We start from the raw sequence: 18,273 nt of genomic DNA, 5'->3' as shown, positions 1-18,273 counted from the left end.
TGGGAATCGTAAGAGAGAGCAAAAGAGAACAAGAAAGAAATCAGGGCAACATACTTTGTGAATACGCTTGGTGAGCCCCTCCTCTGAGTGAGGAGGGAATCGAGAATAGGAAATGATAAGCAGGAGCGCGGTTACAAAAACGTACAGGTGAGGCTCAATCAATCTGGTCGATGAACCAGCGCTGAAACTCTTCTAGAGGCAATTGGTATTGTGGCAATTCCTGCATCAATTGGGCAAGGCACGGTTCAAGCGCCGTTTTGTTGTAGGTGAGCCCGCTTAAACGCAGCGCCAATTGCTCCATCGGATAAGGGTCCAGCATGTCGCTGAAAATCGTGGCTTGCACAATCGTGCCGCGCTCAACTTCAAGATACACCTCGACGCCACCCCAGCTAAATCGTTCATCCATGTGGTGAGTAAAAGGTGGCGTTTGTCCGAAGTTCCAATCCCAACTGCTTTGCTGAGCGAATTTTTGCTCAAATCCCGGCAAATCAAAAAACGACTGCGGCGAGATCAACTCAGGCTCAACCTGCTGTTGGTAATGTTCGCAATAGGCTTGCATGATCGCTTCACACACTTGTTGGTGCTCAATATCCGCTTTAACCGTGTTGAGGTTGATGACTCGCGATTTCACCGAGGTTATGCCTTTCGCTTGCAGCTTTTTAAGATCGGGATTGAGGTAATCGGCTAAACGGTTGAGATCGGCACTCAGCAGCAGCGTGCCGTGGTGAAATCCGCGATCCAGCGTTTCGCGATAAGCAGAACCGGAAAACTTACGAATACCCTGTTCATCTTCCAGTACCAGATCATTGCGCCCGTTGGCGACCCCATGAATCCCCAACTTTTGCAGCCCCGCCAACACAATCTTGGTTGAGACCTCTTTATCGTACTCCGGTTTACCCGCCATAAAGGTGAAGTTGGTATTGCCCAAATCATGGAAAACTGCCCCGCCCCCAGTCTGACGACGTGCGAGTTTCACTTTGTCCTGCTCCATACGATCCGTTTTGCATTCGCGCCACGGGTTTTGCGCACGACCAATCACGACGGTATCGGCGTTACGCCACAAAAACAGCACACGCTGATCGGCGGGCATAGAACGAAAAATCGTGTCTTCGACGGCGAGGTTAAACCAAGGGTCCGTAGAATCAGAGAGCAGAATGCGAGTCTTAGTCATGGTTGTTGCGTACCAAGCAATAGAAAAGATGCGCCATGTTACGCAATTCTGCGCAGATAGCCAAACCCCTTGCTTTCAATAAATTCGCCACACAAAAAAGCCTTCCGAAGAAGGCTTAAGATGATCAGCGAAAACAGACCTGTGCCCAGCGCGCCAGACCCGCCGTAACCGAACCAAAGTAGTTACCACTGACGATAGGCACGTTAGGCAGAGCTTGCTCAACACCAGCCCGTAAAATCGGTGAACGCGCGCTACCGCCGGTCATAAAGATCACATCCGGCGTCACGCCGCCGAGCGTCACCGCTTCTGTCACCAACTCAATCATTTTGGTCTTGGGCACGTCAATCGCTTCGATCATCGCTTCGCGTTGAATTTCAACTTCTAGCAGTTCGGATAGCACTTTGATTTGCGCAATCGCTCGCGCCGTGTCAGAGAGCGCAATCTTCGCCTCTTCGGCTTTTTTGACAAGGCTGTAACCCAAAGTATCGTGATAGACCGCCAGAAGTCGCGCCAGTTTTTCCGGCTCACGCGCCTCTTTGTGCAGGCGTTTTAAATCGGCCAAATTTTCACGGGAAAAGAATTTGGCTTGCGCACTCACATCGTTAATCGCAATCGGATTCCAAAATTGGGTGATCGGCATGTCTAGCCCGCTTTGCGTTTGAGTGCCAAAACCAAAGGGCGTCATCAGGGCTTTGAAAGCGAGATGAATATCGAGATCGTTACCGCCTACGCGCTGACCTGTATGCGCAATCAGACTTTGCGTGCGATCCGCTTTGCCGCGCCATGATGGCCCCATTTGAATAAGTGAGCAGTCGGTGGTACCGCCGCCAATGTCCACTACTAACACGGTTTTGTCTTCGGTCAGTGTGGCTTCGTATTCTAGCCCAGCAGCGACAGGCTCAAACTGAAACTCAAGATGACGAAAACCAGCGCGAGTGGCCGCACGGCGCAAAATATTTTCCGCTTGCTGGTTAGAGTCCTCCCCGCCCCGACCATGAAAATTGACCGGACGACCAATCACCGCATCCTGAATCACTGCATCGGAGTGAGCTTCTGCTTGTGCTTTGATGTTGGCCATCATGGCGCACACCAGATCTTCAAAAAAGCTCAGTTGAATGTCGTGTAACCCCATCGCCCCCAAAAAGGATTTGGGCGATTTCACGTAATACACTTCATGGGGATCGGAGAGATAGAGATCAAGCGCCGCCTGACCAAACACCACATCAGCAAACTGTAAATCAATGCCTTCTTCACGATTAGACGCCACCGAACGACGCAGAAGTTGCTCACCGAGTGCATCCGCTGGGGCAATGTGACGATGGCGAAATAGATGTTCAGACACCGACTCACGCGTGGGCGCGGCGAGTGTCGAAGGAATATAGAGGCTGTCACCTTCAAGTGGGATCAGCACAGGCCTGCCATCCTGCATGCTCGCTACCGAGCAGTTGGCCGTACCATAGTCAAATCCAATAAACATCTACCCACTCCTACTCTTAAGCGAAAAAAGGCCGGCGATCCTATCGCAAGCCTTCTCTTATCTCTAGAAGAAATTGTTGTTTTTGATACTCACTCACGGCGCGCCCTCACCTAAAGCCCCTTCCCAGATTCAGGTCATCGCTATGCCATTACTTGGAACAGCAGACATGAAAAAGCCAGCATGACGCTGGCTTTAGCATTGCGATTAAAGCAAATCTTACAAGAAGTGGAACGTCGCATTGAATGAGAGCGTGCCAACGTCTGTGCTATCCATGGTGTAGTTCATGTAGCTTGCGCCTACTGAGAATGGCCCTATGATGAAGTATTCGGCACCGATGCCGTACATCACGTCGATACCATCATCGATTTTGCCACCGTTGATGTCTTTATCCCATGAGTGCAGGCCGCCTTTAGCGTAAACGTGCAGAGGGCCGAAATCCATGCTTGGTTTCACTGCAAAGTAAAGAGAAGAGGCTGACAGCTCTTGAGTTGCATTGATTTCAAAGTCACCGTGGTTCACGTAACCCGCTTCTAAACCAATGAATGGCAGAATACCTGTGCCAGCATGCACAGAGTAAGCCGTACCATGTTTGCCTTCATAATCCGATTGACCTACTGACGCACCGCCATAGATCCATGAATCCGCCATCGCGGTTGAAGAGGCACCCAGTAATGCCAGAGCAAGTAATGTCTTTTTCATAATTAACCTTCTTTAAATAGTGGGGCAACGTTGACGGCGGCCAGTCGTTGCCACATTGAGTGCAAATTCCGTCATCTCAGCTTGTTAAGCAAATTTCGTACCTATTTATTATCGAGTGCCACGAAATTTGCCTTCATGACTAACAAGCCTCAATCGCGTTGATGATCCGCTTATCCGAAACCGGATACGGCGTACCCAATTGCTGAGCAAAATAACTCACGCGTAACTCTTCGAGCATCCAGCGGATTTCTCGCACGTTATCGGGAATCGCCATCCCTTTCGGGATCTTGTTCAGCAGCTCTTTATACTTGTTGGCTACCGATTCAATTTTCAGCATATGCAGACGATCTTTGTTGGGATCGACCGGCAGTTTTTCCATCCGGCGTTCAATCGCGCGCATGTAACGCAGAATGTCCGGCAGACGTTTCCAACCGCACTCAGTCGCAAAGCCGCTGAAAATCAGCCCTTCGATTTGTGCTTTCACATCAGAAAGCGCAAACGCCATCGTGAAATCCACCTTACCTTTCAAACGCTTATTGATGTTGTAAGCCGTGGTCAAAATGGTTTCTACCTGCTTGGCAATCTCAACTACTGTATCGCCAAGCTCGGCACGCACATGCTCTTTGAGCGCTTCAAATGCTTGTGGCTCCCACACCATGCCGCCGCGCTCTTCAATCAGCTTATCAACGCCGCAGGCAATGCAGTCATCAATCAAATCGAGCACTTTGCCATACGGGTTAAAGTACAAACCGAGTTTAGATTTGTTCGGCAGATTGGCGTGCAGATATTTGATCGGTGATGGCACGTTAAGCAAAATCAAACGGCGCTGACCGGCACGCATCGCGCTAAGCTGCTCTTGCTCGGTTTCAAACAGTTTGATTTCGACGCTGTCTTTCTTATCGACTAACGCCGGATAAGCTCTAACTTCAAAGCCACCACGCTTTTGCTGGTACACTTTCGGTAGCTCACCAAACGACCACGTATGCAGATCGCGCTGCTCGATATCGTCATCGGCCACTTGTGAAAGTGTCTCTTGCACTTTCTCTTTCAAGCTCTCTTTCAGCTCATGCAGATCGCAGCTTTCATTGAGCTTGCGATTGCGATGATCCACCGCGCGATAAGTAATTTTTAAATGCGCAGGCAGTTGATCGAGTTTCCAATCTTCACGCAGCACCGTCACACCCGTCATGCGGCGCAGCTCTTTTTCCATTGCATCGAGCAGCGGCATTTCAAACGGTGTTACACGCGCCAAAAAAGCGTCAGCGTAATTGGGGGCTGGCACAAAGTTTTTACGCAGCGTTTTCGGTAGCGATTTAATTAAGCTCACCACCAACTCATGGCGCAAACCGGGAATCTGCCAGTCAAAGCCATGTGGCTCAACTTGATTTAAGATTGGCAGCGGAATGTGTACCGTCACACCGTCACTGTTCTCGCCCGGCTCAAACTGGTAACTGAGTTTGAGTTTCAGATTGCCTTGATGCCAGAAATTCGGGTAATCCAGATCGGTAATGTGGCTGGCATCGCCTTTGAACAGCATCTCTTTTTCAAAGCTGAGCAGATCCGGCGTTTTACGACTAGCGGTTTTCCACCACGCATCAAAATGGCGACCAGACACCACTTCGGTACCGACACGCTGGTCGTAGAATTGGAACAACTCTTCATCATCAACCAGAATATCGCGGCGACGCGATTTGTGTTCTAACTCTTCCACTTCGGCGAGTAGCGCGCGGTTTTGTTTGAAGAAGGCGTGTTTGGTTTCCCAATCCCCTTCTACCAGTGCGCTGCGAATGAAAATTTCGCGACTGAGCACAGGATCAATCGTGCCATAGTTGACCAAGCGCTTGGGAACAATCGGGATGCCGTACAGCATCACTTTTTCATACGCCATCACCGCCGCATTTTTCTTCGACCAATGTGGCTCACTGTAACTGCGCTTGCTCAGGTGTTTCGCTAGTGGCTCAATCCAATCCGGTTCGATTTTCGCAACCACGCGCGCCCACAGTTTGGAGGTTTCCACCAGCTCTGCCGACATGACCCATTTCGGCTGCTTTTTAAATAAGCCAGAGGCAGGAAAAATGTTGAAACGTGCGTTACGTGCGCCGTGGTACTCGTTCTTCTCCTGATCTTTCATACCGATGTGCGACAACAAACCGACCAAGATCGCACTGTGCACCGCATGGTAACTGCCCGGTTCATCATTGAGCTTAAAACCCATTTCCCGAGTCGATTGATGCAGTTGGGTGTACACATCCTGCCATTCACGCACGCGCAAATAGTTGAGATAGTCAAGCTTACACTGACGGCGGAACTGGTTACTGGTCAACGCTTTTTGCTGCTGTCCGATGTAGTGCCATAGGTTCACTAACGTTAGGAAATCTGAATCTTCATGGTTAAAACGGCGATGTTTGTCATCGGCCGATTGCTGCTTGTCGCTCGGTCTTTCACGCGGATCTTGAATCGACAACGCGGAAGCAATAATCATCACTTCTTTCAAACAGCCTAATTTAGACGCTTCGAGCACCATGCGTGCCAAACGTGGATCAATCGGCAAACGCGCTAGCTGCTTACCACTTTCGGTGAGGCGTTTTTTCGGGTCTTTGATTTGATCGTTGATCGCCCCTAACTCTTCGAGCAGACGCACGCCATCTTGAATGTTGCGCTTATCTGGCGCTTCCACAAAGGGGAAGGCTTCAATATCGCCTAGCCCCAATGCCGTCATCTGCAAAATAACCGAGGCTAAGTTGGTGCGCAGAATCTCAGGGTCAGTAAACTCAGGGCGTGACAAGAAATCCTCTTCCGAATAGAGGCGGATACAGATCCCCTCTTCGGTACGTCCACAGCGGCCTTTACGCTGGTTAGCGCTGGCTTGGGAAATCGGCTCAATCGGCAAACGCTGCACTTTGGTGCGATAGCTGTAACGACTGATACGCGCGGTACCTGGGTCGATAACGTATTTGATGCCCGGAACCGTTAGCGAGGTTTCCGCCACGTTGGTGGCCAGCACAATGCGACGACCCGCATGAGGTTGGAAAATCTTGTTCTGCTCACCGGCTGACAAACGTGCATACAGTGGCACAATTTCCGTATCACGCAGGTTGCGCTTTGAAAGCGCATCCGCGGTATCACGAATTTCGCGCTCACCGTTCATGAAGATCAGAATGTCGCCCAATCCTTCATCGCACAGCTCATCCACCGCTTGGAAAATGCCTTCCAGTTGGTCGCGATCGCTTTCACTGTCATCATCCCCCGTAAGAGGGCGATAGCGCACTTCCACCGGATAAGTACGGCCTGAGACTTCGATGATCGGCGCATTGCTAAAATGCTTCGAGAAGCGCTCAGGGTCGATGGTCGCCGAGGTGATGATGACTTTGAGATCGGGACGACGCGGCAAAAGCTGCTTGAGATAGCCCAAGATAAAGTCGATGTTGAGGCTGCGCTCGTGCGCTTCATCGATAATGATGGTGTCGTACTGGTTAAGGAAACGATCGTTTTGGATCTCCGCCAGCAAGATACCGTCAGTCATCAATTTGATTTGAGTCTGATCAGAGATTTGGTCGGTAAAACGCACTTTGTAGCCAACAAAGCCACCGAGTTCGGTTTCCATCTCTTCGGCAATGCGGTTTGCCACTGATCGCGCAGCAAGACGGCGCGGCTGAGTGTGGCCAATCAAACCGTATTTACCACGGCCTAATTCTGCACAAATTTTCGGTAGCTGAGTGGTTTTGCCTGAACCGGTTTCACCGGCCACGATCACCACTTGATGATGAGCAATCGCCTGCGCAATATCATCACGTTTTTGGCTGACTGGCAGCAGAGCGGGATACTCGATTTTTGGCATTTGTTGCTTGCGCTGCTCCACCACCATCATGGATTGCGCAATATCGAGCGCGATTTCGTCAAATACTGCGTTGCGTGCCGATTCATTTTTAATTTTACTGGCACCATCAATGCGTTTACTAAAACGAAAACGATCTTTGATCAGGCACTCTCCGAGCGCCTTTTTTAAACTGGCAGCACTATTGGCTTTTGGCTGAGCTGCCGAATCGGGTGTGGGCTGTGACGAAGTCAAAGCATTTCCTATTGTTATCTTTCCAAAAAACTGCGCGGATTGTACCACAGAGTTTTAGCAACACGCCCATGATCCCACGCTTTAGCCACCTTTACCTGCCTACAGAAACAGCAAATGCAAGCCTAATACTCAAAAGAAGCTTCGTTTTCGGCGCGATTGGCCGCTAAAATGAAGATAGAACCTTAAGGAAACGAAGCGATTGTGAAAGCCTCTGAACTGAAAACGATTTTAAACCAGCTCCCCGATGACCTTGATCCTGATGTGGTGATGGGGGAAGTGTGGCTTCCAGAGCGCTTAATTGAAGCGCAGCTTGACGATGACATGCTGTTTCTCACCTTTGATAACGCGCCGGAAGAAGGAGAAGGCGAAGAGGAAGGCCGCGGCTTTGTCGAGCATGAGATGGAATTGATCCGCTCACAGCTCATGACGATTTTGGCTGAGGACAGCGGCCCCAAAACCAAAGCCGAAGCACTACTGGCGTTGATTACTCTTGCCCACGAACGCACTAGCTCAGAATTTATCGAAATTTTAGGTGCTATGCTTGAAGAGTGACGCTCAAGGCCACATTGTTTAACCTACGACTCCCAATCTCCAAGGCTTGCCTATGTTTAATGCACTCACCTCCCTGTTTAAGCAGCTTCTTGAAGGTCAAGACTTAGCTCAACACTCTGCCACACCAGAGCTGGCTATCGCCTGTCTGCTCAGCGAAGTGGCTGGCGCAGATCAACAAATTTCAGCGCCAGAGCAACAAGCTAAGCTGGCACTGTTGCAGCATTTGCTCCAATGTACGGCTGAGCAAGCCAGCGACTTACTCATGCGCGCAGAGCAAGAAGTCAAACAATCTGCGTCACTGTACGATTTTACTTCCCAGCTACGTAGCCTCTCTCAAACACAACGGTTTGAGCTGATCAAAGCGATGTGGGAAGTGGCCAACGCGGATGGCACGATTGATCCGCTTGAAGATGCGGTAATTCGTAAGGCCGCTGAGCTGCTGTATGTCGATCACAGTCAGTTTATTCGCGCCAAACTGATGGCCGCAGACAAACATCAATCACCAGAATAACGCCGCGCGTTATCGGCTCCGACACTCTCTCCCTTTGTCTGAAAGACAAAAAGCGCGAAATTCGCGCTTTTGAACTTGGGCTTTCATCTAGAACTTCTTGTCTAAAAAGTCGCTAGAGTGGTGGTGTCATTCGCCAATAGAGCATCACAGCGATACAACTTAGAGCATTCACCAGCCAACAGACGTAAAGAATATCTTCCATCGGTACACTCGGCTTTGTGGACAACCATACAAAAGCCTAGAACAAGATCTGAAACGTTGCATAACAATTTGCTGAATATCACATTACAGCATGGTTAACGCTAACTTTGCCAAGTTGTAGGCATCAACATAGCCTGAGTGCTGACGCCCTTCCCATTCAATACCTTGCGATTCCTGAGCCGCGCGATGACCGATACGTTTGTCTTTCAAACGATGTTGAATACGATACAAGGTGGCAAGGTTGAGAAACTCTTGGAACGGGACAGAAAGGCCCTTTTCTCGACACTCGTTAAGCAAAATGAGGTCATCGCGCCCCCATGAGGCGTAAATTTTATTCGAACCACCGAAGTTTTTGACCATAGACTGGATCACCTCGGCTAAAGGCCGCCCCTGCTTTTCGATTTTGCGCGGTGTGATCCCAGTAAGTTCGGCGCAAAACAGCGAGATTTCATCTTTTTCCGGTTTGACAAAGTACTGCGCGCGCTTGACGATTTCTCCCGCCGCGAGATCGATTTCTGCTAGACCAATTTCAATGATTTCACCCGTGGTTCCCACTCCGTTTTCGTTCCAACAACACATTTCTAAATCGAAGCACACAACACGGTTGTAATTCATTCTTGGCTCTTTCTCTGTTACATAAAGTCGAACATCCTACCTGAATTGAAGGCATAATTCGATTCTACCTTGCTGCATTGCTGCGCAATCGATACACGATTTCGACCTTTCGATTTACTGAGATAGAGCTGATCATCAACACTCTGTAAAATTTCCGGCTCACTGTACTCACAGTTAATGCTCGCCCCAATACTGATGGTTAAGGTTAATGGTGTTTCGGCATTGAGCATCACAGGTTCGGCTTCGACCACTTTACGGATCCGCTCTAGATAAGTATAAAGCGCCGTTTCATCAGTAACGGATGACAAGATGGCAAACTCGTCACCGCCGAAACGGGCAAAAATATCCGATTCAACCAACTCTTTTTTCACCACATCAACCACATGTGTTAAAGCGTAATCCCCCGCTAAATGCCCATAGCTGTCGTTGATTTGCTTAAAGCGGTCGATATCAAATGAAATCAAGGTAAAGGATTGTTTTTCATCTAACATTTTGCACAAATGCTGACTAAAGAAGCGGCGGTTATAGATGTTGGTCAAACTGTCATGCTCCACCAGATAACGCAGCTCTGCGGTACGCTCCTCAATCATATCTGTCAGCCGTTGTTTCTCTTCCAGTTGCATTCGCATGATGTAGCTAAGCAGCAGAGAAATAATAACGCCACCCAACCCTAAGCCCAGTAGCACCCACTCTTCACTATGGTTAATCGGCTGATGCAGTTCAAACTCCAGCACCCAATCACGGTTTGGCAACACCAATTTGCGCTCTATTTTGGGTTCATCATCCGCTCGCCACATCGGGCTTTGATAAAGAACCGGACTGTCTTCCGAATCAAATCCGGTATCAATCACGCGCATATCGAGATCTTGTTCCATTACGCTGATTTGGACCAGTTTCTCGAAATAGGTGGATAGGCGCACCACCCCGACCATCACACCAAGTAAGCTGCGATCATCTTCTGAAGAAAAAACAGGGTGATACACCAACATGCCATCTTTGACGATCGACTTATCAATCCCATCTTGTAGCAGGCGCACTTTATCCGAAACATTCGGCCGACGATTAACGACAATATCCGCCAGTATTCGTTTGAAACGTTCACGCTCCGAGTAAAAGCCTAACAGTTTACGATTGTCATAATTAAGTGGATAAATATCCGATAAAACGTATTTCGCTTGGTCATCCGTACCGAAACCGTGTTTGATCTCTCCCGTTTTTGGCACCGTGTACAAAGTGAACTCAGGAAAACGTTGCTGCATTCGCGCGGTAAAAGTTTCAGCCTGAGGCGGCTCAACTTTCACTAACCATTGTAAAGCAATCAGGCTTTGTGAACCTTTAAGGGTCTCTTCTGCGAAAGTGTGAAAACGCACCCAGTCATCGCTTGTGCTTGAGCGGAAAAAGTTGGCGGCAGAGCCGATAAAATGGATATCACTATCGACAAACTGCTGCAGTGCCATAGTTTGCCGGTCCGCGAGATTTTCCAGCAGAGTACGATTATGGCGCAGCTGTAATGAGTATGCGGTGTAAACCACAAACACAGTCAGAAGCAGAGAAAACAACAGTACCAGCAAGGGCACAATCACGCGCACATGTTTGAGCATCCACTTCTTCCTTATTATGTTATCTATCATGAAAAATCATGATGAAGATGTGTGATATATCAATATCCTTACTTCAGTTGGGACGCTAGATTCAAGTCATTTTCAGAGCATTCAGTGATAAACCGAGCGCTTACTCACGAAATGCAGGGGTAGATGGTGCAAAATCGACCACACTCACTGCTCACAAAGCCACCAATCAAACCTTATCCCAGCCTGTAAATCGGGATTCATCGCTGCCTTTCGCCTTGAATATGGTACTATCCGCCCCTATTTTGAGCTTAGTCTATAACGCAGCTTAGCGAAAAAGCCTGAGTTAACATTGGTACAACGAAACAAAGTGCACCTGATACTCATTATTTTCGCTAAGCGTATACCAACCGACTCGACGCTTCAGGTCAGTGGTAAGTCTGTCAATCTCCGTAAACACATAGACAAACTGTGTGATGAAAGAGAGCAAACAGCCCGCCCGTAGCTTCAAGTCCGGGTATAGAAACTTGTTGTGCCTTGAGCACAGAGTCTGCAAAAGAGAATTCACGATGAATATCGACCTAAACCTGATCCCAACCACTTTTGATATGCTCCATGCTGGGCTAGCAGCTTCGTCAGTACTGCTATTGATTGTTGCCATTGCTCGTAAAGGCAAAGTGACAGAAAAGATCGTAGAAAAACCCGTCGAAAAGATTGTGACGGTTGAAAAGCCAGTAGAAAAAATCATCGAAGTGGAAAAATCGTCGAAATTGAAAAAGTCGTGGAACGAGTCGTTGAAGTGGAATCCAAACTCGCAACCGCCTCAACCGATTCAGCACTGCAACTTCTCTCGCTGCTGCAAAAAGAAGCTCGCCTAATTGACTTCTTACAAGAAGAAGTGAGCCAGTTTTCGGATGAAGAAGTGGGCGCAGCCGCTCGCGTGATTCATAGTGGCGGCCAAAAAGTGCTGCGCGAATACCTCACGCTATCGCCTATTCGTAGCGAACAAGAAGAGAGCCGCATCAGCGTCGAAGCGGGCTTCAATACGCAAGAAATTCGCCTAACCGGTCAAGTGACTGGCCAAGCGCCATTCGTTGGCACTCTGATTCACAAAGGTTGGCGTGCAGATTCCATAACCCTGCCGAAACTGGCGGACAATTACGACACTTCTATCCTCGCGCCTGCGGAGGTAGAACTGTAATGGAGATGCCAATTCATTCCGCCAAATACAGTGTAGGTATCGACCTTGGTACAACCCACTGCGTACTCGCTTATCAAGATGTACAGAGTGAAGAGAGCCGTGTTGAAGTGATGTCGATTGCGCAAATGACAGCGCCGGGCACTGTGGAAAACCTCAACCAGCTCGGTTCTTTCGTTTATCAACCCCATGAACATGAAATGGCTGCCGCTTCACGCCGTTTGCCTTGGAGCAGTGAACCAACTGCACTGGTCGGTGCAATTGCGCGTAATTTGGGCTCAAAAACCCCGATTCGCCTAGTCGCAAGCGCCAAATCTTGATTATGCCATGCGGGCGTTAATCGTCGCGAAGCCTTTTTGCCATCGGGCAGCCCTGAAGATGTCAGCAAAATTTCCCCTCTGCGTGCCACTGAACTTTATTTAGAGCACTTACAAGCCGCGTGGGATCATGCGCATCCTGATGCCCCATTAGCTGAACAAGATGTCACCATTACCGTTCCTGCTTCGTTTGATCCTGCCGCCCGTGATTTAACCGCGGAAGCGGCACGTAATATTGGCCTGCAGCACTTTACTCTGCTCGAAGAACCACAAGCGGCGCTGTACAGCTGGATTGATAACCGCCATGAGCAATGGCGCAGTGAAGTGAGCGTTGGCGATGTGGTGTTAGTGATCGATATCGGCGGCGGTACCACTGACCTCTCACTGGTCGAAGTGACCGAAGAAGAAGGCAACCTTGCCCTCAAGCGTATTGCCGTTGGCGAACATATTCTGCTCGGTGGCGATAACATGGATCTCGCCCTCGCCTATCGTCTGAAAATGAAGTTGGCGCAGGAAGGCAAAGAGCTGCAAATGTGGCAAGTACAAGCCATGACACACGCATGCCGTGATGCAAAAGAAGTACTCCTCAGCCAACCGGATTTGGCCGCAGTGCCGATCGTGGTACCAAGCCGCGGTTCTAAACTGCTCGGCGCAACACTGAAAACCGAACTGACTCGTGAAGAAGTTCAGCAAACGCTAGTCGATGGTTTCTTCCCAGCAGTTTCTATCAACGAACATCCACAACACAAAATGCGCGGCGCACTGACTCAGATGAGTTTGCCTTACGCGCAAGATGCCGGCATCACTCGCCACATCGCCGCATTTTTAAGTAAACAAGCCAACGCGCAAGGTCAAACCGAAAGCCTGCCTTTCGCGATGGCCGGCATTCCGGGCATGGCCGCTCCACAAGCCGATTTCATTAAGCCAAGTGCCATTTTACTTAACGGCGGTGTGCTTAAATCGACTCTGCTTGCCGATCGTTTGCTAGAAACCATCAATGCTTGGTTAACTCAGGCCAATGCGGCTCCTGCCAAACTCCTTGCCGGAGTGGATTTGGATCTGGCAGTGGCACGTGGCGCGGCTTACTACGGCGTTGTGCGTCAAGGTCAAGGGATACGCATCCGTGGTGGTATTGCTTCGGCTTACTATGTCGGGATTGAAAGTGCGATGCCAGCCATTCCGGGCATGTTACCGCCGATGGAAGCACTCTGCGTTGCTCCATTTGGTATGGAAGAAGGCTCGAGCGCGCAAGTCGCGGATCGCCAGTTTGGCCTAGTGATTGGTGAGCCAGTGCACTTCCAATTCTATGGCTCCACCGTTCGCCGTGATGATGTTGCGGGGACTCACCTTGTCGATTGGGCCAATGATGAACTAGACGATCTGCCAACCATTCAGATCACCTTACCTGTTTCTGAAGGTCGCCGAGCAGGAGAAGTGGTTCCGGTTACGCTGGCATCACGAGTGACTGAGCTCGGTACGCTCTATCTTGAAGCGATTGCGGCTGATAATGGCCAAAAATGGCATGTGGAATTTGATGTTCGGGATAACCCACAGAACGAACCTACACCACAGCAACATTAACAAGACAGTAGCGGCATCCTTCGGGGTGCCGCTCAACCTTTATGAACACGAGGTATCGCATGTCATCACCACGTTTTCTGGTCGGCATTGATTTAGGCACCACCAATACTGTGGTCGCCTTTTGTGAATTGAGCGATGCTCTTGAACAAGCGCCTATAGAGATTTTTCCTGTCGATCAATTGATTGGCCCAGGCGAGGTGGTTCGCCGTCCACTTCTTCCGTCTTTCCGCTACCACCCTTCACACGGACAATTCACCGATTCTGATTTGACCCTGCCATGGTCATCCGAATTGGTCGAGGGCGATCTGCCCCAAGTGATTATTGGCGAGTGGGCACGCGATTTAGGCGCGAAAGTCGAAGGCCGGCAAGTCTCCAGTGCCAAAAGCTGGCTGTCACACCCTAATGTCGATCGTACTCAGCCGATTTTGCCTTGGGCAGGTGCCAGCGATGTTGAAAAAGTATCACCGATTGTCGCCAGCGCCAGCTACCTCAACCATATTCGCCAAGCGTGGAATCATCGCCATCCGTTGAACCCGCTTGAGCAGCAAGAAGTGGTGATCACCGTCCCAGCCTCGTTTGACGAAACGGCGCGAAAATTAACGCTCGAAGCCGCACGACTGGCTGGGTTATCCAACATCATGCTGCTCGAAGAGCCACAAGCGGTGTGTTATGACTGGCATCATCGCCATCAAACCCAAGCCAACGAGATCTTGCATGCGTCCCCGCTGATTCTGGTGTGTGATGTCGGTGGGGGTACCACGGATTTAAGCCTGATTGCCGCGCAATTTGATGCGCAGGCCGCCTTACAACTCAATCGAATTGGCGTCGGCGATCATTTGATGCTTGGCGGTGACAACATTGATCTGGCTTTAGCGCATGTGGCGGAACGTCGCTTTAACCAAAACAAAAAACTCAGCGCGGCAGGTTTATCCAAGCTTATCCAGCAAACCCGCCAAGCGAAAGAGAGCCTGCTCTCTGCAGATGCACCAGAGCAGATGAAAATTACCCTGCTCGGCAGCGGCTCAAAATTACTTGGCGGCACTCAAAGTGTCGCCCTACACCGTGACGAAGTACACCAGATTGCGCTTGATGGATTTTTTCCACTGACCCAGCGTGACGTACTACCAGAGAAACGCCGCAGTGCAGTCGTGGAGTTTGGCTTGCCTTATGCGTCTGACCCTGCGGTCAGTAAACATATCGCTGAGTTTTTGAGCCACCATCAAGGCGTGGTGCCTTCCGATCCTAATACAGAGCCCAATACAGTATCCACCGACCTGTTGCCGACAGCGTTATTACTCAACGGTGGCGTCTTTAATAGTTCGCTCATCACGCAAAGACTCATCGCGTTACTGAGTGACTGGTTAGGCCGGCCAATCACCCTACTTGATAACCCACACCCAGACTGGTCTGTCGCATTAGGCGCTGTGGCTTATGCCAAAGCAAGACGCGGTGCACAGCTCAAAATCGGTGGTGGCGCAGCGCGCTCTTATTTCCTTCATCTACAAGAAAAAAATAAACTCGGCAAAGCCTTATGTTTGCTCGCCAAAGGCAGTGAAGAAGGACAAGAAATTCGTTTAACCAGCCGCCGCTTTGCCCTCACGGTCGGTGAACCGGTGCGCTTTAATTTGTTAACTTCGACGCACGATCACGTCACACAAGAGCAACGGGTACAAAATGGCGCTCTGTTTACCATTGATACCGATAAGTTTCAGCCCTTGCCGCCTTATATTGTTACGTTACCCGCACTCGATCCCACCGAGCTTGCCGCCAACCAAAAGCAGCGCGTAGAAGTGCAATTGGCCTGCCAATTAACCGAGGTGGGCACGCTGCAAATCGTGTGTGTCAATCCCAATGATGAAAAGCAGCGCTGGCAGGTCGAATTTGATATTCGTCACAGCTTAACCCAAGCCGGAGAGCTGGAGGACAGCGTCGCTACTTCTCCTAAGTTACAACAGGCGAAAGATCTCATCAGCAAAATCTACAGCGCCAATAAAACCAGTGCTGACCAACAAGCGATCAAAACGCTGACCAAAGAGCTAGAAAAACGCTTAGGTAAACGGGAAACGTGGGATTTTTCCACCTTACGCAGCCTGTTTGACACGCTTGCCCTTGGCCGTAAGCGCCGTCGCCGTTCAGAGCCCCATGAAAAAAACTGGCTACGTCTGGCCGGCCTCTGCTTACGTCCCGGTTTTGGTGATGCCACTGATGGTTGGCGGATTGAACAAATTTGGGCGCTGTACCAACAAGGTATTCAGTTTACCAATACGCAAGGTTGGACAGATTGGTGGGTATTCTGGCGTCGTGTTGCGGGTGGTTTGAATCAAGAACAGCAAGAAACCTTGCTGGCAGATATCGCCAAGTATCTCCATCCCGGAGCAATGCGAACGCCTGCTTCAACTAAAGAAGCCCAAGAGAAAGGCTATGAAGCCATGGTGCGTCTCGCCGCCTCTTTAGAGCATTTACAGGTGGAAGACAAAACTCTACTCGCCACTTGGTTTTTAAATAAGGCACTCAACCATACTCAATATCAACAAGCACATTGGTGGGCATTAGGACGATTGGCCGCTCGCACACCTTTTTACGGCAGCCTGCATACCTGTCTGCCCAAAGAGCAGATCCAGCAGTGGCTCCCTAAGCTCTTAGAGCAAGACTGGCAACAAGAGCCAATGTGCGCTTTTGCCACTGTGATGATGTGTCGCAAAACGGGGGATCGCACTCTCGATATATCGGAAGAATGGCGCACACAAGTGTTGGATAAGCTCAAGCAGAGTCGCGTGGCCGATTCATGGATTAATCTGGTTAGTGACGTAGTCGAACTGGATGAAGCGGAAACTCAACGCGCCTTTGGAGAAAGCTTACCCAACGGGTTGATTTTGCTGGCTCACTGAGCGAGAGCGACAAGCCCAAACAACTTGAAGTCGCAGATATACCAAAACTACTGGGAGTTGCAGGTATTGAAATTAGGAGCCGTTAGGCTCCCATCCTATAAACAATCTGAGTTAACTCGCGCTCACGTCTTGCAGCATGATTCGGTTTCGTCCTTGTTGCTTCGCTTGGTATAACGCCTTATCCGCTTGGCGTAATACTTCGCCATATTCATGTGAACTTTCGAAAATCACCGCGCCGATACTGACCGATACTTTGAGTGGTTGCTGTTCAACATGAAAACCTACCGAAATCGCATCACGTACCGAATCAAGAGCTTGCGATACTCGCTCAAAATCATTTTCACGGGCAAAGATCGCGAACTCTTCACCGCCATATCGAGCGACCAAGCATTCCGTTAATGCCAGTGACTCTAAATGGCGAACCACATAAGTGATCACTGAATCACCAATATCATGTCCATAGGAATCATTGATCTGCTTGAAATGGTCAATATCGACTAAAGCCACCATAGATTTCTGCTTAGACTGCTTCAATTTTTGCTGTACTTGCTCTTTAAAATGACGACGGTTAAACGCGCCTGTCAGTTCATCTTGAATAGAGCGTAAGCGATGCCATTCTATTTCCTCGAACAAAAACAGCATTAGCATGGTGCCAAGAATGATAAAAAAGAACAGGTTCTGCACCACTATGGTCGAGGCGCGAAATACCGCCAACAAAGGTAAAGTTTGATAAGCGACGAAAGGAACGTAGAGCATGACCATCATCATTGCCAATACAACAGCGAAAAGAGTTTGCTCTGGCCGCCCACGCTGACCATTTTTTGCCGCAACGATTGCAGAAATCAGATACACCGAAGACAAGCTTAACGAAGCAATCAAGATGCGCAGTCCTATGTCTTCAGGATTCAAACGGAACAAGAGATATAACAACAAAGCAAACAACAAGGAGTGCGCCATCATCAGTAGGTATAAGCCACTTTTGATCGGCTTTTGATACCAGCGCAATACGGCAAATAGCATGCAATAACCGCCAAGTTGATAGAGCAAGTTATTGACAAAGATGGCAAATCCCATCGGTAAAATAAAACGCAGCGAAGAGGTGGTATAAGCCAAGCCGTAAGCCAAAAACAGCAGCACAAACCAAGTGGCCGTATCCAATTTATGTTCAATCAGCTTGCTTCTTAACATATAAAGAAAGAGCGCGGCTATTGCACTGCATGCGATGTTATTTATCACTGTGGCAATTTCTAAAAAAGAAAGATCCATCATGCTTGGTCGTCCTGAATGCACAAAAATAAAATCAACTTAAACAACATTTTGGCGCTCTTCTCCCCAAATAACTACTAAAATATAAATTATCTAACAACTTAAGCTCGCATTAACGACCTGAACGGGTGTAGAATTCGCCTCCCAAACAAAACTATAG

Annotated in this window: 10 protein-coding genes and 2 pseudogenes; 5 read left to right on the top strand and 7 right to left on the bottom strand. The window is 49.3% G+C overall.

Annotated features, from left to right (window positions below):
• Window positions 1-154: 154 nt before the first annotated feature.
• The 4 genes from lplA to hrpA all read right to left on the bottom strand — a co-directional run bounded on the left by lplA (window position 155) and on the right by hrpA (window position 7,416).
• Window positions 155-1,171: a lipoate--protein ligase gene (gene lplA, locus T411_RS0105990; RefSeq protein WP_000169395.1), complete on the bottom strand. Its 1,017-nt coding sequence runs from the start codon at window positions 1,169-1,171 to the stop codon at window positions 155-157.
• A 124-nt stretch (window positions 1,172-1,295) separates the two neighbouring features.
• Window positions 1,296-2,648 carry a molecular chaperone gene (gene yegD, locus T411_RS0105985; protein WP_000469664.1) on the bottom strand — a complete coding sequence of 451 codons (1,353 nt, stop codon included), beginning with the start codon at window positions 2,646-2,648 and terminating at the stop codon, window positions 1,296-1,298.
• Between the two features lie 216 nt (window positions 2,649-2,864).
• Complete coding sequence (locus tag T411_RS0105980; RefSeq protein ID WP_000751961.1) at window positions 2,865-3,347, bottom strand: outer membrane beta-barrel protein; 483 nt, start codon at window positions 3,345-3,347, stop codon at window positions 2,865-2,867.
• Window positions 3,348-3,486: 139 nt separating this feature from the next.
• Entirely contained in the window at window positions 3,487-7,416 is a 3,930-nt protein-coding gene (gene hrpA, locus T411_RS0105975) for an ATP-dependent RNA helicase HrpA (RefSeq protein WP_000204546.1), read from the bottom strand.
• 201 nt (window positions 7,417-7,617) lie between these two features.
• Here hrpA and T411_RS0105970 point away from each other — a divergent pair, with 201 nt between their 5' ends.
• Window positions 7,618-7,968 (top strand): VC1380 family protein, encoded by a 351-nt coding sequence (locus T411_RS0105970; RefSeq protein ID WP_000647616.1) that lies wholly within the window; start codon window positions 7,618-7,620, stop codon window positions 7,966-7,968.
• A 52-nt stretch (window positions 7,969-8,020) separates the two neighbouring features.
• Window positions 8,021-8,479, top strand: coding sequence for a tellurite resistance TerB family protein (locus T411_RS0105965; protein WP_000481270.1), 459 nt, complete (start codon window positions 8,021-8,023; stop codon window positions 8,477-8,479).
• Between the two features lie 285 nt (window positions 8,480-8,764).
• Here T411_RS0105965 and T411_RS0105960 read toward each other — a convergent pair whose 3' ends face one another.
• A complete protein-coding gene (locus T411_RS0105960; RefSeq protein ID WP_001108807.1) occupies window positions 8,765-9,295 on the bottom strand; it encodes a 3'-5' exonuclease in 531 nt (176 codons plus the stop codon).
• 17 nt (window positions 9,296-9,312) lie between these two features.
• Entirely contained in the window at window positions 9,313-10,896 is a 1,584-nt protein-coding gene (locus T411_RS0105955) for a sensor domain-containing diguanylate cyclase (RefSeq protein ID WP_000912195.1), read from the bottom strand.
• Window positions 10,897-11,432: 536 nt separating this feature from the next.
• Between T411_RS0105955 and T411_RS01000000119085 the strand changes: the two are divergent.
• The 3 genes and pseudogenes from T411_RS01000000119085 to T411_RS0105940 all read left to right on the top strand — a co-directional run bounded on the left by T411_RS01000000119085 (window position 11,433) and on the right by T411_RS0105940 (window position 16,847).
• A pseudogene (locus tag T411_RS01000000119085) lies at window positions 11,433-12,064 on the top strand (DUF2760 domain-containing protein).
• Window positions 12,064-13,959, top strand: a pseudogene (locus T411_RS01000000119075) (Hsp70 family protein). Before T411_RS01000000119085 ends, T411_RS01000000119075 begins: the two co-directional pseudogenes overlap by 1 nt.
• Window positions 13,960-14,018: 59 nt before the next feature.
• Window positions 14,019-16,847: an Hsp70 family protein gene (locus T411_RS0105940; protein ID WP_000098112.1), complete on the top strand. Its 2,829-nt coding sequence runs from the start codon at window positions 14,019-14,021 to the stop codon at window positions 16,845-16,847.
• A gap of 111 nt (window positions 16,848-16,958) precedes the next feature.
• Here T411_RS0105940 and T411_RS0105935 read toward each other — a convergent pair whose 3' ends face one another.
• Window positions 16,959-18,035, bottom strand: coding sequence for a GGDEF domain-containing protein (locus T411_RS0105935; protein WP_001909565.1), 1,077 nt, complete (start codon window positions 18,033-18,035; stop codon window positions 16,959-16,961).
• Window positions 18,036-18,273 lie beyond the last annotated feature (238 nt).

The sequence above is a fragment of the Vibrio cholerae ATCC 14035 genome (assembly GCF_000621645.1).
Taxonomy (GTDB): domain Bacteria; phylum Pseudomonadota; class Gammaproteobacteria; order Enterobacterales; family Vibrionaceae; genus Vibrio; species Vibrio cholerae.
The sequence above is the reverse complement of the archived record's forward strand: the minus strand, read 5'-3'. Positions and strand labels throughout refer to the sequence as shown.